The sequence below is a fragment of the bacterium genome, from assembly GCA_036504735.1.
Classification (GTDB): domain Bacteria; phylum Electryoneota; class RPQS01; order RPQS01; family RPQS01; genus DASXUQ01.
The window spans coordinates 796,139-822,750 of record DASXUQ010000005.1 but is presented as its reverse complement, the minus strand read 5'-3'; the positions used below and the strand labels follow the sequence as shown (position 1 = coordinate 822,750).

Sequence of the window (26,612 nt, the reverse complement as noted above, 5' to 3'; positions counted from 1 at the left end):
GGTGCACCATGGCGCGCGCAATCATCACTCCGGTAACGGCTCCGCTTCGCGGCGAGATTCACCTTCCCGGAGACAAATCCGTCTCCCATCGCCGCGCGTTGCTCTCACTCTTTGTTCCCCATGAGGTGCGACTCTCCCGTTTTGGCACAGGAGATGATGGTTCGGCCACGCTGGCCTGCCTGCATCGTCTGGGGAAGACGGTAAGCCGTGACGGCGGTGAGGTGGTCATCGAAGGCGGACTAACGGCCTGCTCTGCGGATCTGGATTGCGGCAACTCGGGAACCACGGCGCGTTTACTCTGTGGAATCCTGTCCGGACAAAAGGGCACGTGGGTGCTGCGGGGTGATGCGTCGCTCTCCCGCCGACCGATGGAAAGGGTCGCGGCGCCGCTGCGGGCAATGGGTGCGCGGATTGAACTGACGAATGGCGGCCTCCCCGCGCGAATTGAAGGCGCGGACCTGCATGGCATCCGCTACGATTCTCCGGTGGCCAGTGCGCAGGTGAAATCGGCGGTGCTGCTGGCAGGACTGAAGGCGGAAGGGATCACGCGCTATCGTGAGCCATTGGCGACACGCGACCACACCGAGCGGCTCTTGAGTATTGCTCCCGATGAAGACGGTTGGATTACCCTGGACCCACGCAAGGTGACTGTGCATTCGGAAATGCTCTCCGGGAAAATTGGGGCGGATCCCAGCGCGGCGGCCTTCTGGGCAGTGGCTGCGGTGCTGATTTCCGGATCTCATGTGCAGTGCAAATCGGTGCTGGCCAATCCGCATCGTATGGGGTATATCGAGTTGCTGGGTGGGGCAGGGGCGAAGCTTTCCTTCAGCCATCACCACAAAATTCGCGGCGAAGAGCTTGCCGATCTGGCGGCGCTGGGATCACAGACCAAAGGCTTTGCCGTGAGCGGTGCGCTATCGGCCAGCATGATCGACGAAATACCGGTTCTGGCCGTGCTGGCGGCACGGAGTGAAGGCAGCAGCGAGTTCCGCGACGTCGGCGAACTAAAGGTGAAGGAGTCGGACCGGCTGCATTTGATCACGGAGAATCTGCAGCGGATGGGGGTTGAAGTGCGCGTGTGGGATGACGGCTTCATAGTGAATGGCCCTGCAAGATTGCGCGGCGCAGAGATCACCACCGAAGGCGACCACCGCATGGCGATGGCCTTTGCCGTGGCGGCGCTGAGGGCTCGCGGTAAGTCGGTTATCCATAACGCCGAGTGTGTGCGGGTCTCTTATCCCGAATTCTGGAATCACCTGCAGCAGCTCGCGCCCGGTTCGGTGAGTATCGAATCATGAGCACATCTCTTCGCCTTGGCCTGCTCGGCAGAGACATCTCGTACAGCCTTTCACCCGCCATCTTTGAATGGGGATTTCGGACAACGGATATCTCCGGCACTTACGTGATTCACGATGTGCCCGAAGAGCATTTGGCACCGCTGATCGAGAGCAATGCCTGGGATGGATTGAATGTGACGATCCCTTACAAAGCGGCGGCGCTGCGGTTCTGTCAACAGGTCACCGTCGCGGCACGCGATGCGGGCGCGGTGAACACCCTCTATCGAAAAGACGGAGACGTGTGGGGAGACAACACCGATCTGGCAGGATTCGGTTATGCGGTGGCGCGGCGCAAAGGGGCGGAAGAACATTTCCATAATGTGCTGGTGATTGGCAGCGGCGGCGCGGCGCGTGCCGTGGTAGTGGCATTGTCCAAGGGCTATCACCGGATGGCAATCACGGTGGCGTCGCGCGATGCGGCGCGGGCGAGGCGGCGGCTTTCGGAATATGTCGAGTCCGCCGATTTGTCCTTTGCCTCGCTGGAGAATGCGCGCGAATCCCTTGAAGGATTCGACCTGATTGTCAATGCCACCCCGTCGGGAAGTCGCTCCTGCCCCGGATCTCCGCTGGCGCCGCCGCTTCACTTCAATCCGGCATCGCTGGTGATGGATCTGATTTATGAGCCGCGCAAGACTCTGCTGCTGCAAGCGGCGGATGAGCGCGGTGCGCGTACGGAAAATGGACTGGTGATGCTCTTGGCACAGGCGGCAGCGAGTTTTCAAATTTGGACCGGACGCGAGTTTCCGCTGAAGCGCGCGCTCACAGAATTTCTACCCCGGCTGGAATCGTATGATCCGTTATCTCACGGCGGGTGAAAGCCACGGCAAATGTCTGATCGGCATTCTGGAGGGGATGCCGGCAGGCGTCGGGATTTCCGAGGAGGAGATCGCTGCCGATTTGCATCGCCGCCAGCAAGGCTATGGCCGCGGCGGCCGCATGAGTATCGAACAGGACCACGCACAGATTCTTTCCGGAGTGCGCTATGGTGTGACGCTGGGTTCACCCCTTGCCGTGCAAATTGAGAATCGGGATTGGGAAAACTGGCGGGACGTGATGCGAGTCGAGGCCACGGAGAGCGAAGAGCAGTCGACGCCGCTGACCACGCCGCGACCCGGTCACGCCGACTATGCGGGCGCGGTCAAATACGGGCAGCGGGATATCCGCAATGTCATTGAGCGCTCCTCGGCGCGGGAAACTGCCGTGCGTGTGGCCCTGGGTGCAATCTGCCGCAAGTTCTTTGCGGAAGTCGGCATTACGGTGGGCAGCCATGTCGTGCAGATCGGCCCGGTGAAGGCCGAGTCGGACGCGAGCCGCCTGACGCCTGAGGAAATTAACCGCCTTGCCGATGCGAGCCCTGTGCGGTGCCTGGACAAAGCGGCCGAGCGCCGCATGATGGAAATCATCGACGAAGCGAAATCGCGCGGCGATTCGGTGGGCGGAATTTTTGAAGTCATCGCGTCGGGGCTGCCGGTCGGTGTGGGCAGCGGTGTTCATGGTGATCGGCGGTTGACGGCGCTTCTGGCGCAGGCAATGCTGAGCATTCCCGCTATGAAGAGCGTCGGCTTTGGCATGGCGGAAGACGTGGCCGCGCACTTCGGCAGTGACGTGCATGACCGGATGTTTGCCGGTTCGGACGGCAGCGTGGTGCGGCGAACCAATCGATCCGGCGGCGTCGAGGGCGGAATGAGCACGGGCGAACCGCTGATCATCCGCGTGGCCATGAAACCGCTGTCGACCCTCGCCCAGCCGCTCGAGACGGTGGATCTGGCAACGGGACAGGAGGCGGTGGCGTTGCGCGAACGAAGCGACGTCTGCGCCGTACCGGCGGCCGCCGTGGTGGGGGAGGCGGTGTGCATGCTGGCGTTGATGAATCCTTATCTGGAGAAAACCGGTGGCGATTCCATGAGTGAAATCCACGCACATAACGCCGCAAGGCCACCCCGCCCATGGGTCTGATCTTTCTGACGGGAATGACCGGATCCGGCAAGACGGTGGTCGGCGAAAAGCTGGCAGCGAAACTGGGCATCGCGTTCATTGATCTCGACGCGAAAGTGGCGCGCACCACGGGCCGCAAAATTCCGCAAATCTTTGCCGAAGAAGGTGAATCGGCTTTCCGCGAGCAGGAAGCTCTCGCCTTGCGTCGCGTCGCCAAGACTCCCGAGGGAGTGGTCGCGCTGGGCGCGGGCGCATTGGAACGGCAGGCCAGTTTCGAACTGGTCCACGCCCACGGCGCCCTGGTCTACCTGCGCGCCAGTGTGGACCTGCTGGTAGAGCGGTTGCACGTACTGAATGACCGGCCCTTGCTGGCGGGAGCGGATACGGCGGAAGACCTGAAAGCCAGGCTTCGGGAAATGCTGGCGCGGCGCGAACGGCACTACTTGACCGCGCAGATCGTAATCGATATTGACGATCAAACGTCCGTGGAAAGCACGGTGGACCGGATTTGTCAAATACTGAAACCGTCATCATAGAAAAAGAGTTAAACCTCGCGCTGGGAATGCAGTCGGTGCCGGTGCGTATGGCGCAGGCCGGATTGAACTGGGCCGCCGCGCAACTGGCGCAGATTACCGGCAAGCCGTCGCCGCGCGTGCTGGTGATCACCGACGAGCGCGTGGCGCTGCACTATGGCCGCGCTATCACGATTGCGCTGGAACAGAAAGGTTTCGAAGCGGCGCTGATCAGCTTTGCCCCCGGCGAGCAGTCCAAGGACTTAAACACCATCTCGGCGATCATCAGCCAGCTTGCGTCCCAGAAATTCGCGCGGGACGATCTGATTCTTGCGCTGGGCGGGGGAGTGGTAAGCGACGTCGCGGGATTTGTGGCGGCCATCTATCAGCGTGGCATCAACTGGGTGGCGGTGCCGACCTCGCTTTTGGGAATGGTGGACGCGGCTATCGGCGGCAAGACCGGCGTGGACCACCCTTTGGGCAAGAATCTGATCGGCGCGTTCCACCAGCCACTGGCCGTGCTGATTCCTTTCGATCTGCTCTCGACTCTCGATGACCGCGATTGGATTTCCGGATCCGCCGAAGTGGTGAAGGCCGCATTGCTGGGCGGGGGGGAGTTGTGGGATAGTGTGCAAAGGTACGGTCCGAATATGCAGCTCTGGCCGCGCCCCGACGTGCATCAGGCCATTGCGCAGGCGATAGAGTTCAAGATCGGAATCGTCATGAAGGACGAGAAGGAATCCGATCTGCGCCGTATTCTGAATCTGGGCCACACCTTCGGACACGCTCTGGAAACGGTTGGCCGCTATGCTGTGTTTAAACATGGCGAGGCCGTGTTCCTCGGACTGCGCGCGATGGTGCGCCTGTCAGAGGCGATGAATCTGCTGGAACCTGCGGCAGCGGCGGCTATGGAACTGCAATTGGAACGCGCGCCGTTTCCTAAAGCGGACATCAAGCCGGAAGCGCTGCTGACCGCCATTCAGCGCGACAAAAAAGTCTCGGCGAGCAAACTCCACTGGATCCTGATGCGCGGCATCGGCCGGCCTGCTATCGTCTCCGATGTGCTGCCTGCCTATGTCGAAGAGACCGCGCGCTGGCTCTGTGCCGAGATCACCCAAGGGGCGGCGGAGGAATCTCCGGCACGCAAGCTGCGGGTGCTGGTGATCAATGGGCCGAATCTCAATCTGCTGGGCACGCGCGAGCCGGAAATCTACGGCACCATGGGCTACCAGCAGGCGGCGAGCCGCTTGCAGGAATATGCCGCCGAAAAAAATGTGCATTTGCTGGTGCGGCAAAGCAATCTCGAAGGGGAGATTGTGGATCTGATCCACGAAGCGCGCCACTGGGCCGACGGGATTGTCATCAACGCGGGCGGATACACCCACACGTCGGTCGCCATTCGCGATGCGCTCGCCGCCGTCACGCTGCCTGCCATTGAAGTGCATCTGTCCGATATTTCGCGCCGCGAGGATTTTCGCAAAACATCGCTTCTGGCTCCGGTGTGCGCCGCGCAAATGATGGGGCAGGGGCTGAAGAGCTATTTCCAAGCCATTGAGCGGCTGATAGAACTCAACCGGGATATCGGCTCGACGCTGGGAACGAGAGTGCAATAGCTGAAGAAAAATGACAAACCAAAAATGAAAAACCAAAAAGCAACCGCAGACTGATACCATCTTTTCATTTTTAGTTTCTAATTTTTGGTTTCTGATTTCTGATTTGAAGCAACGAATAAACATCAACTGACGGGAATTTGACGTGAGCGAACGAGAAGTACATTCATTGGTGATCATCGGCTCGGGGCCGGCGGGTCTGACGGCGGCGATTTATGCCGGGCGCGCAAATCTGAAACCCGTCGTCGTGGACGGTCTCGAACCGGGCGGCCAGCTCATGATTACCACCGAGGTGGAAAACTATCCGGGCTTTCCCGAAGGCATTACCGGGCCGGAACTGATGGACCTTTTCCGCCGCCAGGCCATGCGCTTCGGCACGACCTTTGTCGAGGACGAAGTATCTTCGCTGGATGTCTCCGAGCGGCCGTTCCGCATCAATCTTTCCGGTGACGATTTTCTGCTCGCCGAAGCGGTGATTGTAGCCTCGGGCGCATCCGCCAAGTGGCTCGGATTGGAATCAGAGACCCGCCTGCGCGGCAAAGGCGTCTCCGCCTGCGCGACGTGCGACGGTTTCTTTTTCCGCGATAAGGTCGTCTGCGTCGTCGGCGGCGGCGATACCGCGCTGGAAGAAGCGGGCTACCTGACGCACCACGCGTCCAAAGTGATTCTGATTCACCGCCGAGAAGAGTTCCGCGGGTCCAAGATCATGCAGGAACGCGTGCTCACCAATCCCAAGGTGGAAGTGCTGTGGAACTCGGTCATCAAGGAGATCCTCGATGACGGCGCGGGCAATAAGGTAACGGGCGTGCAACTCGAAAACACCAGGACAGGCGAACTGACCACTGTTCCCTGCGAAGGCGTATTCATTGCCATCGGCCACGCGCCCAATACCCAGATCGTGCGCGATAGTCTCAAAACCGATGAGACCGGATATCTGCTGCATGACGCGGATACGTCGCTCACCGATATTCCCGGCGTGTTCGTAGCGGGCGATGCCTTTGACAACCGCTACCGTCAGGCCATCACGGCGGCAGGCACCGGCTGCAAGGCGGCGATTGATGCCGAACGCTGGCTCGAAGAGCAGGCGCACGCGCGCCATAGCAAGCGCCAAAAGGCTGTCGAAGTCTGACCAAAACCCGATTTTGCTCAGTAATCCATGTCTACCCTGAGGCTTGCGACTTTCGCAAGCCTTTGGTATATTGATTCTTGAGGTCATATTGACCTTTCCTAACAACTTCAAGATTAACAGGTAAATAGCAATGGCGAATTCCGTCACGGACTTTGATCTCGTGGTCTTGGGCGGCGGCCCCGGCGGCTACGTCGCGGCCATCCGCGCCGCACAGCTTGGCATAAAAACATGTGTGATTGATGAGCAGCCTTTGGGCGGCGTGTGCGTCAACTGGGGCTGCATCCCGTCTAAGGCGTTGCTGATGACGGCGTCATTCTATCAGGATGCGCAGCATCTGGCGCCCGAACTGGGTGTTCAGTTGGATATCAAAGGTCTGGATTGGGCGCAGGTGATCAAGCGCTCGCGCGACGTCTCCTCCAAGAATTCTTCCGGCGTCGAATATCTGGTCAAGAAGCTCGGTATTACGCGGCTGGATGGGCATTTCCGCGTGGTGCGGGATCGCGAAATCGAAGTGCTGGACAAGGAAACGCGGCAGAATATTATCGCCACCGTGCGCGGACAGAATGTGATTATCGCCACAGGCAGCGTCAACCGCAACATTCCCGGTCTGCAAACCGATGGCAAGAAGGTCATCACCTATCATGAAGCCATGATTCTGCCCGAGCAGCCCAAGGAAATGGTCATCATCGGTGCCGGTGCCATCGGCATCGAGTTCGCCTATTTCTACGCCGCACTGGGAACCAAGGTCACGGTCATCGAAATGCTGCCGCGCATTCTGCCCATCGAAGACGCCGAGAGCAGCAACGTCTTGCAGCGTTCACTCAAGAAGATGGGCATTGACATCCGCACCTCCACTCCGGTGGAAGCGGTGAATGTCGTCGGCGATAAGGTGATCGTCAAGGCCAAGGTGGGAGAAGGTTCGCAGGAATTTTCCGGTGACGTCTGCCTCGTGGCTATCGGCTTTGCAGGCAACATTGAAGGCTGGGGTTTTGAAAAGGTTAACGCCGCCACGGACCGCAGCTTCATCAAGGTGGATGAGTTCTACCGCACCAGTGCGCCGGGCTATTTTGCCATCGGCGATGTGATCGGCCCGCCGCAGCTTGCGCACGTGGCTTCGCATGAAGGCATCATCTGTGTGGAGAAGATCGCCGGGCAGGATCCCGAGCCGCTGGATTACGGCACCATCCCTTCCTGCACCTACTGTCAGCCGCAGGTCGCCAGCGTGGGCATGTCCGAGCAGGCCTGCCGCGACAAAAATATTGCCATTCGCGTCGGCAAGTTTCCCTTCACCGCCGCCGGCAAGGCCAATGCGGTGGGGCACACGGACGGTTTTGTGAAGCTCATTTTCGATGAGAAGACCGACCGCCTGCTGGGTGCGCACATCGTCGGCAGTGAAGCCACCGAAATGATTGCGGAGTTGTGCCTGGCCAAGGTCCTGCACGCCACCGCCTACGACATCATCAACACCGTCCACGCGCACCCCACCCTCACCGAAGCCGTGATGGAAGCCGCCGAAGCCGCCCACGGCCACGCGATCCACTACTTGGGAAGAGTGTAAGCAAAGATGGAACCCCGCATCCCAGTGCAGCCTGTTCTGCCCCGCGTCCGGTCAGTAACGCAGCAGGGGCAACTGTCGGAGGGGCGGATCTAAGATCCGCCCGCTTGGCCAAGGCCTCGCCGCGCGGGGTGTCCTTACCCCGCGCGAGGTAAAGTAATCCGGCACATGAAACGTCTCCTCGGAGAATACTCATGCTTTCAAAACGCAAACTTGGAACACAAGGCCTCGAAGTCTCAGCCATTGGCCTCGGGTGCATGGGGATGAGTCAGGCGTATGGAGAGCCGAATGATCCGGAATCCATCGCCACAGTTCATCGCGCCCTCGAACTCGGGCTGAACTTCTTCGATACTGCCGAAGTCTATGGCGTCGGCAAAAATGAAGAACTGCTCGCTCGCGCGCTGCAAGGCAAGCGTCATCAGGCCATCATCGCCACCAAGTTCGGTTTCCATATCGTGGACGGCAAAATCGCCGGAGTCAACAGCCAACCCGCGCACATCCGCGAGGCCGTGGAAGGCTGCCTGAAGCGGCTCGGCACCGATCATATTGATCTGCTCTACCAGCACCGCATCGATCCCGCCGTGCCCATCGAAGATGTCGTCGGCGTTATGGCGGAGTTTGTGCGCGCGGGCAAAGTGCGATTTCTCGGCCTGTCCGAAGCGGGCGAACAGAATATCCGCCGCGCTCATGCCGTGCATCCCATCTCCGCGCTGCAAAGTGAGTATTCCCTCTGGGAGCGCAATCTGGAGCCGCAGATCATTCCTGTGTTGCGCGAACTGGGCATCGGCATTGTACCCTTCTCGCCTCTTGGCCGCGGCTTTCTGAGCGGCACTGCCAAACGCTCCGAAGAGTATCCCGAAACCGATTTCCGCCGCAATGATCCGCGTTTTCAGGGCGAAAACTTCGACAACAACATGCGCGCCGCATCCGTCGTCGGCGAAATCGCCCGGCAGAAAAAGGCCACACCCGCACAGATCGCCCTCGCCTGGCTGCTGGCTAAGGGCCATGATGTGGTTCCCATCCCCGGCACCAAGCGGCGTGAGTTTTTGGAAGAAGATATTGCCGCCGACGATGTGAAGCTTAGCGCGTCCGAGGTTCAAACCCTTGATGCCGCGCTTCCTCCCGACGCCATCTCCGGCCCGCGCTACAACGAGCGCATGATGGCCATGATTGACCGCTGATCACGACACTGCCCAAACTATAGCCGAAGCACACTTCTTGTCTTCCTCCCTTTCTCCATGTCATGGGGAAAGGGCCGGGGATAGGGGTCTGCTTGCACGATCTCTCCATCCTGAAATCTGTTCTGTGAGGTTCTCATGAAGCTTCTTACTCTGATGATCCTGCTTCTCCTCTGCGCTTCCGTGTTCGCCTCCGAACCGGTGCGTCCGCTGCTGGCCCAACTGGAGCCGCAGAAACCGGTCGACATGAAGAACGCCCAGCCGCGCATGATGGGCCTGTATGAACAGGGCTGGGATGAAGGTGCCAAGGTCGGCAATCAAAACGCGGGCAAGATCGGCTGGTTCTTTGCCGGGTTCGGCAACGTGCCGCTGCTCTGGCTGCCGTGGACCGTCGAACCGCGCCGCCCTGCCAAACCGCCGATTGTCGCCGAAGAAGAATTCAACAGCGGCTACAAAGGCGGCTACCGCGCCGGCTGGAAAAACGCGCACAAAACCTACTACATCGCCGGCGCCATTGTGGAATCGGCTATCGTCGGCGGGATTTTGATTGCGAACAAAACGAAATAACTCGATTCCAACATAACATCTCTCTTCTGCATGGCTAAAAACATCACTCCTCGCGCCAAAGACTACAACGAATGGTATGTGGATGTAGTGCGCGAAGCGAAACTCGCCGACTATTCTCCGGTCAAGGGCTGCATGGTTATCCGGCCCAATGGCTATTCGATTTGGGAATCCATCCAGCGCGTGCTCGATGGCATGTTCAAAGATACCGGCCACGTCAACGCCTATTTCCCGATGCTGATCCCCCAGAGCTTCTTGGAGAAGGAAGCCTCGCATGTGGAGGGGTTTGCCCTCGAATGCGCCGTGGTCACGCACTCCGGCCTCGAGCGCACCGATGGCGGCGACGGCAAGCTGCGGCCCAAAGGCAAGCTCGAAGAAAATCTGATCATTCGTCCGACGTCGGAGACCATCATCTGGTCCACCTACAAAAACTGGATCCAGAGCTACCGTGATCTCCCGCTGCTCATCAATCAGTGGGCCAATGTGTACCGCTGGGAAATGCGTACGCGCCTGTTCCTGCGCACCGCCGAATTTCTCTGGCAGGAAGGCCATACGGCTCACGCCACGTCGGAGGAAGCCGTCGAAGAGACCATCCGCATGCTGAACGTCTACCGCACCTTCGCCGAAGAGTACATGGCTATGCCCGTGCTGTACGGTCTGAAGAGTGAAGGCCAGAAATTTCCCGGCGCGGTGAACACCTACTGCATCGAAGGCATGATGCAGGATGGCAAAGCGTTGCAGGCGGGCACATCCCATTTCCTTGGGCAGAACTTCGCCAAGGCCTTCGATGTCACCTTCCAGACGGACAAGAACACTCTCGATCACGTGTGGGCGACCTCGTGGGGCGTCTCCACACGGCTGGTCGGCGCGCTGATCATGTCCCATGCCGATGATGACGGTATGGTCGTGCCGCCCAAGCTGGCGCAGACTCCTGTCTACACCGTGCCTATCTTCCGCAAACCCGAAGAGCGCGCCGCCGTGCTCGGTGCCCTCGAGCCCGTGGTAAAAGAACTGAGCGACCGCGGCATCCGCATGCGCGTCGATGACCGTGACAACCTGACGCCCGGTTTCAAGTTTGCCGAAAGCGAACTGGCAGGGTACCCGTTGCGTCTCGAAATCGGCCCGCGGGATGTCGCCAACGGCCAGCTCATTGCCACCAAGCGTCACACCCGCGAAAAGATTACCTTGCCGCTGGATAAGGCTGCCGCCGAAATCCCCGGACTGCTCAGCTCAATCCAGAGTGACCTTTTTGAACGCGCCAAGACCCGGCTGACCGAGCGGACAAAGGAAATCAATTCATACGATGAATTCAAAAAATTCATCGCTGCGGATGAAGGTTTCGCACTGGTGCACTGGGCAGGGAACACAGATGATGAAAAACGTGTTCAAGAGGAGACCAAGGCCACGTTGCGGGTAATTCCTCTTAATGGCCCCGAAGAAAAGGGCCGTTGCATGCTCACGGGCAAGGAATCCACCCGCCGCGTCGTGTTCGCCAAAGCATACTGATCCACCTCCAGCGCCGTGTGCCTCGGTCCGGCGTCGACTTCTGTGTCAAGCTTTGCCCCTCAAGGAGGCGTCATGAAGCGTGATATCAAGTTCGTCTGGACTGTTTTGTTGCTGTTTATTCCGGTATTCGGTTTTGCTCAGGATGCAGAAGACGAAGGGATCACGTCCTATACGGGTGTGACGTGGGGTGTAACCCGCACCTTCTGGGGAAGCAATACGGGCGAGGGCTATGCTCATGCCGGCACCGCTGGCCCCGTGATCGGACTGCGCAAGGTCAAAATGGTGGGATCCAACGCCGCGTTCGTGCCCTATATCACCTATATGGCCATGTTCAGCGGCCCCATTACCACCACGCAGTACCTGCAGGACAGTATTCTTGTTTCCCGGCACACCACGCGTTCCTACTTCCGGGAAATTGACTTGGGTTTTAATCTCAATTACTACTTCGGTCCCAACCGGAAATCGTTCTATGTGGGTCTCGGTCCCTCTATCCGCTGGGGACAGTCGGGAGAGCGCACAGATGACGCCCGCCCGGCCAAGACCATGAAGGCAGCATGGTTCGGCACAACGGTGCTGGTCGGATATCAGGCAGGGTGGGGCAAGAAAACGGTAGTCTTCTTTGAGCCGCAGTTCACCTTCAGCCCCGACCCGGCAGACCGCTGGCAAATGGCCTATCCGCCGGACAATTTGAACTTGCACATGGGAATTTTATTTTAGCTTATGCAGGATAACGAAGATCAGGTCGCCAGCATCATGGTCGAGGCCAATGAGCCGATGGGCCTGGTGCTGGTGAATACCGGTGACGGCAAGGGCAAGACGACCGCCGCCCTTGGAACCGTGCTGCGGGCCGTCGGCTACGGCCATCACTGCCTCATTGTGCAGTTCGTCAAGGGCAGTTGGACCTATGGCGAACTCAAATCCATCAAACGACTGGAACCCGAAGTCGAGTTTCATCGTATGGGTAAAGGTTTCGTCGGCATCGTCGATGATAAACTTCCCCGTGAAGAACACGAGCAGGCCGCCCGCGAAGCCTTAGCCTTTGCCAAGGAGAAACTGGCTTCGGGACAGTACCGGCTGGTCCTGTTAGATGAGATTTTTGTAGCGGCAGGACTGGGGCTGATCAGCACCGACGATATTCTAAGTGTGCTGGATGCGCGCCCCCGCTCAACGTCGCTGATTCTTACGGGGCGCGGCGCCCCTCCCGAAGTGATAGAACGCGCGGATACCGTGACGGAGATGCGCGAAATAAAACATGCTTATCGTAAAGGCATCTTAGCCCAGCGTGGAGTGGATTACTGAGCGTGGCACAGAACTCTGATACAAATAACCCCAAGCGGAAACCCGCGCAGCCTCCCGGCGGGCGACGTTTCAATTTTTCCATCTGGTACCTGATCGCCGTCCTGCTGGCGCTGTTTGCAGCCCAGACGTTTCTAAGCGGTGCGCGGGTCCAGAGCATCCCCTATTCGCGTTTCAAACAATTCGTCGCCGACAGCTCGCGGGTCCGTGACCTGGTGTTGACGCCGGACAAAGTGGAAGGCGAATTGCGGGTCGACTCGGCGGGAGCCTCCGTGTGGCGCGGATTCGAATCCGTTCGCGTGGAAGATCCGCATCTGGTGGATTCCCTCGATGCGCGGCATATTCAATACAAGGGCGACAAGTCCGGGAATATCTGGCAGAGCATCCTCTTCACATGGATCCTGCCTATGGCCATCATCTTCATCATCTGGAGCTTCCTGCTGCGGCGGATGGGTGGCGGCGGAGCCGGCGGCGTGATGTCCTTCGGCAAGTCCCGCGCGAAAGTCTACATGGAGAGCGCCACCAAGATCACCTTCAAGGACGTCGCCGGAATCGATGAGGCGGTGGAAGAACTCAAGGAAGTGGTTGAGTTCCTCAAGACGCCCGCCAAATTCCGCACGCTCGGAGCCAATATTCCCAAAGGTGTGCTGCTCGTCGGCCCTCCGGGAACAGGCAAGACCCTGCTGGCCAAGGCGGTGGCAGGCGAAGCCAAGGTCCCGTTCTTTACGATTTCTGGTTCGGACTTTGTGGAAATGTTTGTCGGTGTGGGCGCGGCCCGTGTGCGGGATCTGTTCCAGCAGGCGCAGGCCAAGGCTCCCTGCATCGTCTTTATTGATGAGCTGGACGCGCTCGGCAAGGCTCGCGGCTCCAATCCCTGGGGCGGCCACGATGAGCGCGAGCAGACTCTGAATGCGCTGCTCGTCGAGATGGACGGCTTCGAGAGCAACAAGGGTGTGATCATCATGGCGGCGACCAACCGCCCGGAGATCCTCGATATGGCCCTCATGCGGCCGGGCCGCTTCGACCGTCAGGTCGTGGTCGATCCGCCCGACATCAACGGACGCGAAGCTATTCTGAAGGTCCACGTGCGCGGCAGGAAGGTCGGCAAGGACGTCAATCTGCGCGTGATCGCCGCCCGTACGCCGGGCTTTGTCGGCGCCGATCTGGCCAATGCCGTCAACGAAGGCGCGCTGCTTTCGGCGCGGCGCGGCAAAAAAGAGATCGGCATGATCGAGCTTGAAGAGGCGGTGGACCGGGAGATGACTGGCATCGAACGCCGGTCCCGTGTGCTCAAGCCCAAGGTCAAGGAGAAGATTGCTTACCATGAGTGCGGCCATGCGCTGGTCGGCGCCAAGCTTAAGCACATGGACCCCATCCATCGTGTGTCCATCATTCCGCGCGGCACCGCAACTCTTGGGCACACTCTCTATCTGCCTACAGAAGACCAGTACCTGATCACCAAGGAAGAAATTCTCGACCGCATCACGTCTGCCTTGGGTGGACGCGCCGCTGAAGAACTGGTCTTCCATGAGATCACCTCCGGCGCGTATAGCGACCTGATGCAGGTCACCAGCATGGCGCGGGCCATGGTGATGGACTACGGCATGTCCGAAAAGCTTGGACTGCTGGTCTACCGCCGCCGCAATGCCCCCAGTCGGGAAATGCCCTTCCCCATGCAGCAGGAAGACATCTACGGTGAACACACCGCCGAGGAGATTGACCTCGAGATCCGCCGCATCGTCGATGAGTGCTATGAGAAGGCCAAGGATATTCTCCGCGAAAACTTCGATCTGCTGAAGGAGATGTCCACCAAGCTGCTCGAAGTGGAAGTGCTCGAAGGCGAAGCCTTGCGCGACTTCCTTGGAGCCGAAGCGACCACGGACTTCTCGCGGATGGACGGCGATGAACACCCCGGCATCACGATCTCGCCGACGCCGGCTTCCGAAAGCCAGCCCGACGCCAACGGCAATGTCCCGCCCGATATCAAGGAAGACACCCCCGGCATGGGCAAGAACGTGGATCGCAAAGGATAGTGCGGGAAGACCCGAGACCTGAAATGTGAAACGGCGGCCACAATGGCCGCCGTTTTGCATTTGCAGTCTCGCACCGGAACCAAATCTATCTGCTGGGAGTGTTCAAGAAAAACGTCTGGGCAAGTGTGACGCGGAGCGGAAGGAATGGATCAGACTCGACGGCAGTTCATCAGAACCTGCTGTGCCCTCGGCGCGGTGGGAGCGGCAAGCTGGCTGGGAATCGGGTGCTCGAAATCCGGCAACAGTAATCCGTCCAACCCGCAGAGCGGCCCGCCTTTCAGCGTGGATGGCCAGGGACGTGTGGTGGTTAACCTGTCGGATGTGCCCGCCCTCCAGCAGGACAATCAGGCCGTGGCCTTCTTCGGCACGCCGCTCGGACATCCGTTGATCGTGACGCACATGACGGGCGACAGCTACTTTGCCCTCGACAGCACCTGCACCCATCAAAGCTGCACCGTGGACGCCACGTCTCCCGAAATCTCCTGCCCCTGTCATGGCTCACTGTACAACCTGAATGGCACCGTCGCCCGCGGCCCCGCCCGCGCGTCCCTTCCCCATTACACATTAACCAAGGCAAATAACACCCTCACGATTGCGCTGCATTGACATCAGGGTAACAGTATACAGAAAGCGGGCGGCCCAAAGGCCGCCCGCTCGAATTTCGTTCGCCGCGCGGGGTGTCCTTACCCCGCGCGCTTCACTCGCGGTCACTTCACGCCGTACTGCGGAGCGTGATTCGGATAGACGGGATGATCCGGAACAGGCATCGGCCTGTTCTTCATCTGGTCCTTCAGATACTGGATCGCGTAGTCGAGCTGCTCGTCCACGCCTTCCAGCATCTTCGCCGGATGGTTGACCACTTCCACGTCCGGAGTAACCCCGGGGCCTTCGATCAGCCAACTCGCCTTCATCGTGCTGTCCACGCCCCAGCCGGTAAACTCGGGCTGTGTGAAGAAGCCGCGGTCGATAAACGGCTTGTCGCCACGGATGCCGACCCAGCCACCCCACGTGCGCTTGCCCACCAGCGGGCCCATTTTCAGCCGCTTCCAGCCTTCGGAGAAGGTCTCGCCGTCGCTGCCGGTTTCTTCATTGCAGAGCGCGATCATGGGACCGTAGAACGCACTGCCCGGACGGTGGTACCGCTGGCCGTTGCGCGCCATGCCCCACGTCCACACGCTGCGCTGGAGCTGCCCGAGGATCCACTCTGCGATGTTGCCGCCGCCGTTATACCGCACGTCCATGATCAGTGCCTTCTTCTGCGCCTGCGGATAATATTCCTTCATCCACTGCTCGAGCCCCGGCGTGCCCATGTCTGACAGATGCACGTACGCAATATCCTCGCCGCCGTGCTTGCGCACATAGTCCATGCGGCCATAGACCCAGTCCCAATAGCGCAGTTCGCCTTCGGAGGAGAGTGTCTTCACCACCACCTGCCGCGCACCGTCCAGCGACGGCTTGCTGTTTACCGACACAATCACCGGCTTCTCGGCGCGGTTGTTGAGCAGTTGCAGGTAATTGTCCACTTTGTTGGTCGGCATATTGTCAATGGCGACGATGTACTCGCCCTCCTTGACATTCACGCCGGCGCGGGCCAGCGGGCTCGAACGGTCGTCATCCCACGGATCACCGTGCAGGATACGGTCAATGCGGTAGAAACCGCTGTTGTCCTTGCTCACATTCACGCCCAGCAGACCCACGCCCACTGACTTGGAATTCTGCTGGTCGCCGCCGCCGATGTAGGCGTGGCCCGCATCCAGTTCGGAAATCATCTGCGCGATCAGATCGTTCAACTCGGCGCGGGTCTGCACCCGGTCGAGCAGCGTGGCGTAGTGCTCCTTCTGATACTTCCAGTTGACGTTGTGCATGTTGGGATCGTAGAAGAAATCCCGCTGCAGACGCCACGCTTCGGCGAAAATCTGCTTCCATTCCGCGCGCGGATCCACGTCATACACCCAGTCTTCAAGGTGCATTCCGGCATCCTTGTCATCCTTGTTGACCTTCGGCTCGTCGGTGTCGCCCGCGTCCATAATCACATAGCCCGACTTCTTGCGCACGGCGATCTTCTTCAAATCATGCGACAGCGCATAGCCGCGCACGCCGTCCACTACATCGCTTTCCTTCTTCTTCTTGATGTCGAACAGCTTCAGCGTGGACTGCATCTCGTCTTCGTCATGTACGCCGCCGCTGCGCCGTCCCATCGTGGGCTGTGAAACATAATACAGCTTGCTTTCGATGGCGGCCAGGCCGTAGTAGTTGCCCGGCGCAATCGGGAACTCGACCAGGCGGTCATTCAAGCCATCCCACACGATCTTGACGGTGACCTTTTCCTTCTTATCTTTATCCTTATCCTCGTCCTTGTCCTTCTTCTTCGAGGATTTCTCTTTCTTGTCGCCGTCCTTCTTGTCGGCCTTGGTGCTGTCCTCGTCGGACTTCTCATCGCCGATGGCGGTGCCGTCTTCGGTGTAGGCGTAGGGGCTCTTGGTCTTGGGATCAAGTGCCAGTCCGTAAATGCGGTCCGCTTCCAGCACAACGAAGCTGAAATCATTCGCGCTGCCGTAAGGATTCATGTAGCGCGAGGAGATCATATACAGCCACTTGCCCTTGGGATCCCACGTCGGCGAGTAGCTGGAATACAACTGGTCCGTGATGTTGTGGACCTCGTGTTCCTTCGTGTCGTAAATCCGCACGCCGCTGTATTCGCTGGGCAGCGATACGCTGTACGCGATGTAGCGCGAGTCCGGCGACCACGTGTAGTCACGAATTTCCCAGCCGGAGGTGTCGATCTGTGAGGTCGCGCCGCTTTCGATGTTCACCAGTTGCAGATTGCGGTTGTTGTCGCCGTAGACGGCCCACTTGCCGTCGGGCGAGACTTCGGGTGTGAAATTCCAGCCGCCTTTCCCGTCCGCGATCTTCTTCGGCTCGCCGGGCTTCTTGGCAGGGTAGAGGTAGAGGCCTTCTTCGCCCTTCAGGTCCGACCACGCGATGATGTGCTCGCCGTCCGGCATGAATTCCGCGCCTTTTTCCCGCGCACCGGGGCTCAACGTGATCTGCTTGATGATGCCGCGCCGCTCGGTGGGCACCGTAAACAGGTCGCCGCGTGCGCCCAGCAGTATCCGCTTGCCGTCGGGGGAAAGATTGAACTCGTTGGTATATTCATCCGGCTGGATAAACTTGCTGCGCGTCTGCGTCCGGTCCGACGGCAGTTGGATATCCACCTTCGATTCCTGGTTCTTATCCGCGTCAAAAATCCAGATATCCGCGCCCACGCTGTAGGCGATCTTGCCCTTGACGATGCTCGGCCAGCGCACGTCCCAATCACTGTGGGCGGTCATCTGTTGAATATCCGATCCGTCCGGCTTCATCGAGTAGAGATTCACCCGTGACGCGCTGCTGTTGGGCTGCACCGTCTTCATGGATTCAGTCGTGTCCCAGTCGCGGTCCCGCAGGAAATAGATCCGGCCATTGTACCACATCGGAATCGCATTGTTGCCGTTCCACGTGGTCACCTGCTTGTAGTCGTGGCTCTTGGTGCTGCCTACCCAGATCTGCTCCGCCCAGCCACCGCGATAGCGCTTCCACGTGCGGGTTCCAAGGGAGACGCGTGTGTAGGCAATCCGGTCGCCGTTGGGCTCATAGGTCAAATGCGCCGCTTCATCCACCGCCACAGGTTCGGGATAGCCGCCGGTCGGCGCGATGGTGAATGCCTTCCAGATATACTGCCCGCTGTACGCCATCGAACGGAAAACCACCTTGCCGTCCGGCGTCCAGCCGGTGACGTAGGCTCCCATCGGATCATAGGTGAGCCGCTTCGGCTCGCCGCCTTCGGCGGGAATCACGTAGACGTCAAAATTGCCGTCATAGTTGCCCGAGAAGGCGATCCATTTCCCGTCCGGCGAGAACATCGCAAAGGATTCCGTTCCCGGCGCAATGGTCAGACGCCGCGCGATGCCGCCCGAGAGCGGCGTTTCCCACAAATCGCCTTCCGACGAAAACACCACCTTGTCGCCGAAAACCGTGGGCCAGCGGTAGTAACCTTGCGGCGGCTGGTCGGCAGCCAACGCTGCTCCCGCCAGGATAAGAGTTACGATGAGTGCTGCCCAAAGTGCGGGCCGAGTCCATGAGTCCATGGGTTTCCTCTTGAGTGAGTCGTGTATACCTTGAGCCTTCATGGTTCTGAAGGCGATCATGTTCTATAGGAAGAGCGCGAAACCAGAGGCGGCTCTGCCGCTGGAGGAGGTGCGGATCTAAGATCCGCCCGCTCGCGATCTTAAGGAGGGGCGGATCCGCAGGGGTACGATTCATCGCACCCGCAATCTGCTCGCTCTCCACCTCGCCGCGCGGGGTGTCCTTACCCCGCGCGCCACAAACCAATTCACTTGCGCCGCTCTGCACCCCGCGCGCCACAAACCAATTCACTTGCGGCGCTCTGCTTGTATGACATACCGCATGATGGGACGGGTCGCCGAGCGGCGGGCGACCTCTTCAAATCCGGCCTCAAGAAACGCCGGAGCGAGTCCTGTCCACACAAAGGCCGCCGGCTGGTCGGTTTTCGGATCGTGGGGATAGCCCTCCACAATCTTGCCCCCCTGCTTCTTCACATGCTTCACCACCGCTTCCAATAACTTCGCGCTGACCCCTTGGCGGCGGTAGGGCGCAAGCACGAATTGGCAGACAATACTCCACACCGGCTGCTCGTCCACGGGCTTGAGAATCCGCGATCCGTCCAGCACGGGATAGTCCTCCCGGGGCCTCACCGCGCACCAGCCGACAGGTTTGCCGTCGGCATAGGCAATAATCCCCGGAACAGCGCCGTCCTTGACAATCTTCTTGAAAGCCTTTTTGTTGCCGTCGCCCTTTTGGGCGTTGAACTCTTTGCGGCTGATACGCCAGTACATGCACCAGCAACCACCGCAGGCTCCGCGCTCACCGAACAGAGCTTCCAGATCCGGCCAAACTTCAGCCGAGACAGGCTTAAAGCTCAGCTTGGATATAGCCACCTTTTGGACTGCCATTTTTGCCCCTTTGTTTCACCTATCTGAATATAGCATTTCATAAGCAGACGTTCAAGGGAGGAATTAGCGGGAACAGCGCATCCGCCCAGCCTATAGGCCGGTTTGCTCGCAGGTGCGGCGCTTTTTGCAGAGAATCGCGGGTATGACGCATCCTACTCCTCTTCCGGCACGGCGCAGACGAAGCTTAGGGCTCCTGTGGATTCTGGTGATCCTCTCGCTGGGCGGTTTAGTGTTCATAAGCCTTCACCGCCTTGCACCGCAGAGCGATCCGCCACCGCGCGTCCTGACACCGCCTGCCCCCCCAGACTCTCCTCGGCAGGAAATGTCCGTGCGGGATACGCTGCTTCCTCGGTCCGGAACCACTGCCGCGTCCAAGCCCGCAACGCCGGGCAAAGCGTCGCAAGAGCCCGCCGTCAGGCAATTTAGAGAACATTTGAGCACCTCCGATGGCCTGGAGCAGGACGCCAGGGGCTTCTGGACTCCCGGACGGCCCGATCTCCCCACCGAACTGACCGGCGTCGACACCCTGGACCTGACCGTGGTCTACTGGCTGCCGGACGGTACCGCCATCGAGTATGATCTGCAAGGCAACCGTTACCGGGTCTTTTTACAAAATTCATCCACAGGTGTGGGGTCGAGCAATCCATCTGACCGGGTTGACCGCTCCGCGCCCAATCGTAAACGCTGACGTTCTTCTGAACCGGCATGCGCATGGGTACGCCGTTCAAACGCGTCCTTTCTTCGGTCGTCGCCAATCAATGTACAAAACAAAAAGGGCGAACCTTGCGGTTCGCCCTTCATATCCAATTCCACAAAACCGTACTATCGCACTTCGCGGTGCAGCGTGTACTTCCGCATGAAGCGGTTGTACTTCATCAGTTCCATCCGCTCGGGGTCGTTGTGGCGGTTCTTCATCGTGGTATAGCGGGACGGAGACGCACCGGCAGCCTTGGCTTCGGTGCACTCGAGGTGGATAATCACCCGTCCTTCTTTCTTCTTCGATGCCATGGGTAATGCTCCTTAGTCGAGGCCGTACAGAGCCTGCATCAGGCCCTTCTTGGTGATGGTTTTCAAACCACGGGCGCTGACACGGACAACGACCCAGGTTCCGGTCTGCTCATCGTAAATCTTCTTCATGCGCAAATTCGGCATCTGCCATTTGCGGTGACGGTTGTTGGCGTGGCTGACCGTGTTGGCCTTGTGCCGGCCGCGGCCAGTGACGGGACATACTCGCGACATCTATTGCTCCAGTCTCGTTTCGAAAATTTAGTAGGCTTCGGCGTCCGAGGTGAAGGGGAGCATGGCCAGGTGCCGTGCCCGCTTGACCGCCCGGGTGAGCGCATGCTGCTGAATGTTAGTGAGGCGCGTCAGGCGACGGGGCAGAATCTTGCCCTGCGGCGAGAGGAACCGCTGCAGCACCTTGGTGTCTTTGTAATCGATAAAGTCAATGCGGTGCTCTTCCAGATAGGAAGGTTTCCGCTGCGCGCCGGGACGAAGTCGCAAAGCCATAATGATCTCCACTGTGGATATAAAGCGGCATGGCGTCAGCCCTGCCGCAGGGATCTCTCGAAAGCCTCAAAATATAATAGATTCAATCCAACTTGTCAAGCCCTAAAACCTCCCATCGGCCAAAGGTGGGGGCCATGGTGTCTGCCTGTCGCCACCTTCATCCTTCATCCTTCCGCCTTCAACCCTCTCTTCGTCCGGGTCAGAAAGCCTATAGCAATGGAGGTGCCAAGAGGCAAGTTTGTGACGTTCCGAAACAACTCACGGAGCAAGCCGCCAATGTATCTCTACTTAGGCTCATATTACGCAGAATATATCATATATGATTCAAAAACTGGATCTGAATAGTTAATTATTTAATATTTATATTTTTAGCTGGGACAAGAATATTACAAAATCTTAACGAGTGCCCTTGACAAGATAAACCCCGCTCTGTTATATTATCGCCGTGTCCCGCACACAACATCTTGTGGTTGAGTTATCCACAAAGTGTACATCCTGTGGATTCTCGGCCCATACCTCTGACCCGCCGCACCTCCCCGACATACACCCAAAGTACTACATTCTTGTTCCCTCTACATCTGGGACCTCGGAGTCCAAAGTCGTCTTTGTGCGTTTAAATGAATGAGGCAGGATGCTCCACTGTGGAGCGGTGCACCTTCTTAGTAACCTCTAAATTATTGATTTTTCCGCTCAGGAGGAGCATTGAAATACGACCGTCGCCATACCCGCCAAAGCGCCGATGCTTTTGAGGGGATTAAGTTTGTGCCGTGGACTTCCCGGCTCTCTGGCCCAGACGGTAAAATGTTGTTCGAGGCCCGCGATATCTACGCCCCCGACTTCTGGTCGCAAATGGCGGTGGATATCCTTGCCCAGAAATACCTGCGTAAAGCCGGCGTTCCCGCCGCTACCAAACCCGTTGAAGAAGAAGGAGTTCCCCTCTGGCTCCAGCGCAATGAGCCCGACTGGGACGTGCTGAATAAACTGCCTGAAGAAAGCCGCCTCGGGGGCGAACGCGATGCCCGCCAGGTCTTCCGCCGCTTGGCCGGCTGCTGGACCTACTGGGGCTGGAAACACGGCTATTTTGACGACGAGCAGGATGCCCGCGCCTTCTTCGATGAACTCCGCTTTATGCTCGCGACCCAAATGGCCGCTCCCAATAGCCCCCAGTGGTTCAATACCGGACTGCACTGGGCCTACGGAATCGAAGGCCCGGCACAGGGTCACTATTATGTAGACCCGGAAACCAAGGAGGTCGTCCAGTCTTCTTCGGCCTACGTCCGTCCGCAGCCCCATGCCTGTTTCATTCAGGCGGTCAGCGATGACCTCGTGGCCGATGGAGGCATCATGGACCTCTGGGTGCGCGAGGCCCGTCTGTTCAAGTATGGCTCCGGCACCGGCACCAACTTCTCCAGGGTCCGTGGCGAGCACGAACACCTCTCCGGCGGCGGCGTCAGTTCGGGCCTGATGAGCTTCCTCAAGATCGGCGACCGCGCCGCAGGAGCCATCAAGTCCGGTGGCACCACGCGCCGCGCCGCCAAAATGGTCTGTCTTGACATCGACCATCCGGATGTGGAGGAGTTCATCAATTGGAAGGTGATGGAAGAGCAGAAGGTCGCCAGCCTCGTCGCCGGTTCCCGGATCTGCGAGCGCAACCTGAACGCGATTCTCAAGGCCATATCCCTGTCCACTCTGGACGAGCCCGAGCGCTTCGATCCCAAGGCCAATGACGAGCTCCGTCAGGCCATGTCCCATGCCCGTCACGATGCCGTTCCCGAAGCCTACGTTCAGCGCGTACTGCAACTGGCCAAACAGGGCATCAGCAGCCTGCGCTTCGACACCTACGACACCGACTGGAACAACAAAGCTTACCAGACCGTCTCCGGGCAGAATTCCAACAACTCCATCCGCGTTCCCAACACATTTATGACGGCAGTGGAAAAGGATGACAACTGGTCGCTGCGCGCCCGCGTCGATGGCCGTGTCACCAAGACCATGCACGCCCGCGACCTGTGGAATCAGATTGCCGAAGATGTCTGGGCCTGCGCCGATCCGGGAATCCAGTTCGACACCACCATCAATGAGTGGAACACCTGCCCCAATGATGGCCGGATCAACGCCTCCAATCCCTGCGTCACGGCAGACACGTGGATTCCCACTCATCGCGGACTCGAACAAATTGGCGAGTTAGTTGGCGAGGCACGCGGCGTGAAGAGTTCGGATGGCGAGCTGCACTGGGTGGAGAAGATTTTTCCCACCGGCACCCAGCCGGTCTATGAACTGAAAACCCGGGCCGGTTACCGGTTGAAGTTGACCGCCAACCATCAGGTCTTCACCGAAAACCGCGGCGATGTCCCCGCCTGCGAACTCACCAAGGATGATATCGTCCGTCTCGTCCCCGGTGTCTTCGGCAGCGAAGGCATGGAATCGGAGAGCGCGGCCCAACTGGCCGGGCTGCTCATCGGCGACGGCTGCATCACAAAGCTTAACGAGTACGCTGCGGCGGGCGAGCGGCGCGAAGTCGCTTTCCTGACCATGAGCAAGGATGAGCAGGCCGTGGTAGAGTGGGCCACCGAGACCATCAACCACCTGCGCCCGGAATTCGGCGAACACAATAAGCCGGGACGTACGGTCGAGACCGCAACCACTCTCCGTGCCCACGTCGGAAGCCCACGCATCCTCGCGATGTTCAAGCACGTTGCGGTTCTGGATGAGGGCAGCATCAACAAAGCCCTGAAGGCAGCCGCCTTCCGCCTTCCCAAGGCTCATCAGGCCGCCTTGCTTCGTGGTCTGTTCACCGCAGATGGCACCGTCGCGAACTACGGTGAGAAGTCTCAATATGTGGCTCTGGATTCTTGTTCGCTGACGCTCTTGCAGCATGTGCAATTAATGCTGTTGAGCTTCGGCATCAAGTCCAAGCTCTACGAAGACCGCCGTGCCGGTGCGCTCACGGCATTAATGCCGGACGGCGCCGGTGGCCGCAAAGAATATTCGGTAGTGCAGATGCATAGCCTGCGCATCAGCCGCAGCTCGCGTCGGATATTCGAACGCGAAATCGGGTTTATGCCCGGTACACAAAAGGCGGAAGCTCTTGCGGTTCTGAATCGCGACGTCAATACGTATGCCGAGCCGCTCGTGGACCAGATCGAGTCTCTGGCTTATCGTGGCGACGAACCGGTCTTTGATCTCACCGAACCTGCCACGGAACATTTTGTCGCCAACGGCTTGGCCGTTCATAATTGCTCCGAGTACATGTTCCTTGACGATACCGCCTGCAATCTGGCCAGCCTGAACCTGATGAAGTTCACCGACACCCGGACGCGGCAGTTCGATCATGAGACCTTCCGCCATGCCGTGCGCGTCTGGACCACCGTGCTGGATATTTCCGTACAGATGGCGCAGTTCCCTTCCAAGGAAATCGCCCAGCGTTCGTGGGAATACCGCACACTGGGTTTAGGCTACGCCAACCTCGGCACCATGTGCATGGTGCTGGGTATGCCCTATGACAGCAAGGAATCCCGCGCCTGGTGCGCCGCCATCAGCGCCATCATGACCGGCGAAGTCTACCGCACCTCGGCGGAGATGGCCGGCCACCTCGGAACCTTCCCCGGCTATGTCCGCAACCGCGACGAAATGCTGCGGGTCATCCGCAACCATCGCCGCGCCGCGTATAACGGCACCCTCGACCGCTATGAAGGCTTGACCATCATTCCGCAGGGCCTGATTCCCGACCGCTGCCCGCAGGATCTGGTCAAAGCCGCGCGCGCATCCTGGGATGAGGCTCTGGAACTCGGCACACAGAACGGTTACCGCAACGCGCAGTCCACTGTCATTGCTCCCACCGGGACCATCGGCCTGCTGATGGATTGCGACACCACCGGCATCGAGCCCGATTTCGCTCTGGTCAAGTATAAGAAACTCGCCGGTGGCGGCTACTTCCGCATCATCAACAGCTCCGTGCCGCTCGCGCTCGAAGGTCTTGGCTACCGCGAAGACCAGATTCGCCAGATTACCCAGTATGTCCGCGGCACCGGAATCCTCGATGGCGCGCCCTATGTCAATCGCGAGACCCTCCACCAGAAGGGCATGCCCGACGAGTCCCTGCAGAAGATCGAGGAAGCCCTCCTCGGCGCGTTCGACATCACCTTTGCCGTCACTCCCTGGACCGTGGGCGAAGACGTCGTCAGCAAACAGCTCAAAATCACCGATGAGGCCCTCAAAGCCGCCAAGGGAGATCTCCTCACCGCGCTGGGCTTCACCCGCAAGCAGATCCGCGCAGCCAATGATCACATCTGCGGACGCATGACCATCGAAGGCGCGCCCCATGTGAAGCCTGAGCATCTGCCGATCTTCGACTGTGCCAACACCTGCGGACCCTACGGCAAGCGTTTCATCTCTCCGCAGGCGCATCTCGAAATGATGGCCGCCGCGCAGCCCTTCATCAGCGGCGCAATTTCCAAGACCATCAACCTTCCCGTCAGCGCCACCATCGACGACATCAAGGAGGCCTACTGGCGCGGCTGGAAGCTGATGCTCAAAGCCGTCGCGCTCTACCGCGATCAGTCCAAGCTCTCCCAGCCGCTGAACGTAGTCGCCGATGACATTCATCCCGCCGCCGAAGAAGAGCCCGAGATGCACATCGTCAAGCAGATTGTGGAACGTGTCGTCTATCAGGCGCAGCGCCGCAAACTGCCGGACCGCCGCTCGGGTTACACCCAAAAGGCGCGCATCGGCGGGCACAAGGTCTATCTGCGCACGGGTGAATATGAGGACAACACCCTCGGCGAAATCTTCCTCGATATGCACAAGGAAGGCGCCGCCTTCCGCAGCCTGATGAATTGCTTTGCCATCGCCGTCAGCCTCGGCCTGCAGCATGGTGTGCCGCTCGAAGAATACGTGGACGCCTTCGTCTTCACGCGCTTCGAGCCCAACGGCATGGTGACGGGCAACGAGCAGATCAAAGTCGCGACGTCGGTGATCGACTACATCTTCCGCGAACTGGCGATCTCCTATCTGGGCCGCACCGATCTGGCGCACCTTGACCAGCACGCCGAAGACATGCGCAGCGATTCGGTCGTCAGCGATGATGCGGAGGAGGAGGTCGCTCATCTGCCCGAAGTACACGACGTCGTCGAAGAGAAGCCCGCTCAGCTTGAAATCCCGGTCCCCGAATCCAAGCCGAAGAAGCTGGTCAAGGAAGAGCCGCACGTTATCACGCACCCGCGCAGTTCGCACATGAAGATCGCGGTCTCCAATGGCAACGGTCACAGCCACGCCCAGCACCACCACGGCGACCTGATCACCGAAGCCCGCATGAAGGGCTACGAAGGCGACCCCTGCCCCGAGTGCGGCCAGTTCACCATGGTCCGCAACGGCACCTGCTTAAAATGCGTCACCTGCGGCGGCACCAGCGGTTGCAGTTGATCGTCGGTGTAGGGG

General features: G+C 59.3%; 21 protein-coding genes. 16 read left to right on the top strand and 5 right to left on the bottom strand.

Features of this window, described 5'->3' with window-relative positions; genetic code table 11:
* Positions 1-8 precede the first annotated feature (8 nt).
* From aroA to VGL38_05170, 14 genes are all read left to right on the top strand, one after another.
* Positions 9-1,298: a 3-phosphoshikimate 1-carboxyvinyltransferase gene (gene aroA / locus VGL38_05235; GenBank protein ID HEY3294818.1), complete on the top strand. Its 1,290-nt coding sequence runs from the start codon at positions 9-11 to the stop codon at positions 1,296-1,298.
* On the top strand, positions 1,295-2,152 hold the full coding sequence (locus tag VGL38_05230; protein ID HEY3294817.1) for a shikimate dehydrogenase: 858 nt from the start codon (positions 1,295-1,297) through the stop codon (positions 2,150-2,152). The genes aroA and VGL38_05230 overlap by 4 nt, the downstream gene beginning before the upstream one ends.
* Positions 2,127-3,293, top strand: a complete 1,167-nt coding sequence (gene aroC / locus VGL38_05225) for a chorismate synthase (GenBank protein ID HEY3294816.1) — start codon at positions 2,127-2,129, stop codon at positions 3,291-3,293. The genes VGL38_05230 and aroC overlap by 26 nt, the downstream gene beginning before the upstream one ends.
* Positions 3,284-3,808, top strand: a complete 525-nt coding sequence (locus VGL38_05220) for a shikimate kinase (protein ID HEY3294815.1) — start codon at positions 3,284-3,286, stop codon at positions 3,806-3,808. Before aroC ends, VGL38_05220 begins: the two co-directional genes overlap by 10 nt.
* Positions 3,781-5,397, top strand: coding sequence for a 3-dehydroquinate synthase (gene aroB, locus VGL38_05215; protein ID HEY3294814.1), 1,617 nt, complete (start codon positions 3,781-3,783; stop codon positions 5,395-5,397). Before VGL38_05220 ends, aroB begins: the two co-directional genes overlap by 28 nt.
* Before the next feature lie 142 nt (positions 5,398-5,539).
* Positions 5,540-6,523 carry a thioredoxin-disulfide reductase gene (trxB, locus tag VGL38_05210; GenBank protein HEY3294813.1) on the top strand — a complete coding sequence of 328 codons (984 nt, stop codon included), beginning with the start codon at positions 5,540-5,542 and terminating at the stop codon, positions 6,521-6,523.
* Positions 6,524-6,653: 130 nt separating this feature from the next.
* Positions 6,654-8,081 (top strand): dihydrolipoyl dehydrogenase, encoded by a 1,428-nt coding sequence (gene lpdA / locus VGL38_05205; protein HEY3294812.1) that lies wholly within the window; start codon positions 6,654-6,656, stop codon positions 8,079-8,081.
* A gap of 191 nt (positions 8,082-8,272) precedes the next feature.
* On the top strand, positions 8,273-9,259 hold the full coding sequence (locus VGL38_05200) for an aldo/keto reductase (GenBank protein ID HEY3294811.1): 987 nt from the start codon (positions 8,273-8,275) through the stop codon (positions 9,257-9,259).
* Between the two features lie 135 nt (positions 9,260-9,394).
* On the top strand, positions 9,395-9,823 hold the full coding sequence (locus VGL38_05195; protein HEY3294810.1) for a hypothetical protein: 429 nt from the start codon (positions 9,395-9,397) through the stop codon (positions 9,821-9,823).
* Positions 9,824-9,853: 30 nt separating this feature from the next.
* The gene (gene proS, locus VGL38_05190; GenBank protein ID HEY3294809.1) at positions 9,854-11,326 is read left to right on the top strand and encodes a proline--tRNA ligase; all 1,473 of its coding nucleotides are present in this window, start codon (positions 9,854-9,856) and stop codon (positions 11,324-11,326) included.
* Positions 11,327-11,398: 72 nt separating this feature from the next.
* Positions 11,399-12,043 carry a hypothetical protein gene (locus VGL38_05185; protein ID HEY3294808.1) on the top strand — a complete coding sequence of 215 codons (645 nt, stop codon included), beginning with the start codon at positions 11,399-11,401 and terminating at the stop codon, positions 12,041-12,043.
* Positions 12,044-12,046: 3 nt separating this feature from the next.
* A complete protein-coding gene (gene cobO, locus VGL38_05180) occupies positions 12,047-12,625 on the top strand; it encodes a cob(I)yrinic acid a,c-diamide adenosyltransferase (GenBank protein ID HEY3294807.1) in 579 nt (192 codons plus the stop codon).
* Between the two features lie 2 nt (positions 12,626-12,627).
* Positions 12,628-14,655 carry an ATP-dependent zinc metalloprotease FtsH gene (ftsH, locus tag VGL38_05175; protein ID HEY3294806.1) on the top strand — a complete coding sequence of 676 codons (2,028 nt, stop codon included), beginning with the start codon at positions 12,628-12,630 and terminating at the stop codon, positions 14,653-14,655.
* Between the two features lie 144 nt (positions 14,656-14,799).
* Positions 14,800-15,261: a Rieske (2Fe-2S) protein gene (locus tag VGL38_05170; protein HEY3294805.1), complete on the top strand. Its 462-nt coding sequence runs from the start codon at positions 14,800-14,802 to the stop codon at positions 15,259-15,261.
* Positions 15,262-15,362: 101 nt separating this feature from the next.
* On the opposite strand, the gene VGL38_05165 is transcribed toward VGL38_05170, so the two are convergent.
* Both VGL38_05165 and VGL38_05160 read right to left on the bottom strand, forming a co-directional pair.
* The gene (locus tag VGL38_05165; GenBank protein HEY3294804.1) at positions 15,363-18,782 is read right to left on the bottom strand and encodes a PDZ domain-containing protein; all 3,420 of its coding nucleotides are present in this window, start codon (positions 18,780-18,782) and stop codon (positions 15,363-15,365) included.
* A gap of 285 nt (positions 18,783-19,067) precedes the next feature.
* Positions 19,068-19,667, bottom strand: a complete 600-nt coding sequence (locus VGL38_05160) for a GNAT family N-acetyltransferase (GenBank protein HEY3294803.1) — start codon at positions 19,665-19,667, stop codon at positions 19,068-19,070.
* A 142-nt stretch (positions 19,668-19,809) separates the two neighbouring features.
* Here VGL38_05160 and VGL38_05155 point away from each other — a divergent pair, with 142 nt between their 5' ends.
* A complete protein-coding gene (locus VGL38_05155; protein ID HEY3294802.1) occupies positions 19,810-20,355 on the top strand; it encodes a hypothetical protein in 546 nt (181 codons plus the stop codon).
* Between the two features lie 134 nt (positions 20,356-20,489).
* On the opposite strand, the gene rpmG is transcribed toward VGL38_05155, so the two are convergent.
* From rpmG to rpsR, 3 genes are read right to left on the bottom strand one after another with little or no spacing between them, the layout of a single operon-like run.
* Positions 20,490-20,675: a 50S ribosomal protein L33 gene (gene rpmG, locus VGL38_05150; protein HEY3294801.1), complete on the bottom strand. Its 186-nt coding sequence runs from the start codon at positions 20,673-20,675 to the stop codon at positions 20,490-20,492.
* Between the two features lie 12 nt (positions 20,676-20,687).
* Positions 20,688-20,906 (bottom strand): 50S ribosomal protein L28, encoded by a 219-nt coding sequence (gene rpmB, locus VGL38_05145; protein ID HEY3294800.1) that lies wholly within the window; start codon positions 20,904-20,906, stop codon positions 20,688-20,690.
* 27 nt (positions 20,907-20,933) lie between these two features.
* The gene (rpsR, locus tag VGL38_05140) at positions 20,934-21,176 is read right to left on the bottom strand and encodes a 30S ribosomal protein S18 (GenBank protein ID HEY3294799.1); all 243 of its coding nucleotides are present in this window, start codon (positions 21,174-21,176) and stop codon (positions 20,934-20,936) included.
* 702 nt (positions 21,177-21,878) lie between these two features.
* Here rpsR and VGL38_05135 point away from each other — a divergent pair.
* A complete protein-coding gene (locus VGL38_05135) occupies positions 21,879-26,597 on the top strand; it encodes an LAGLIDADG family homing endonuclease (protein HEY3294798.1) in 4,719 nt (1,572 codons plus the stop codon).
* The last annotated feature ends 15 nt before the right edge of the window (positions 26,598-26,612 follow it).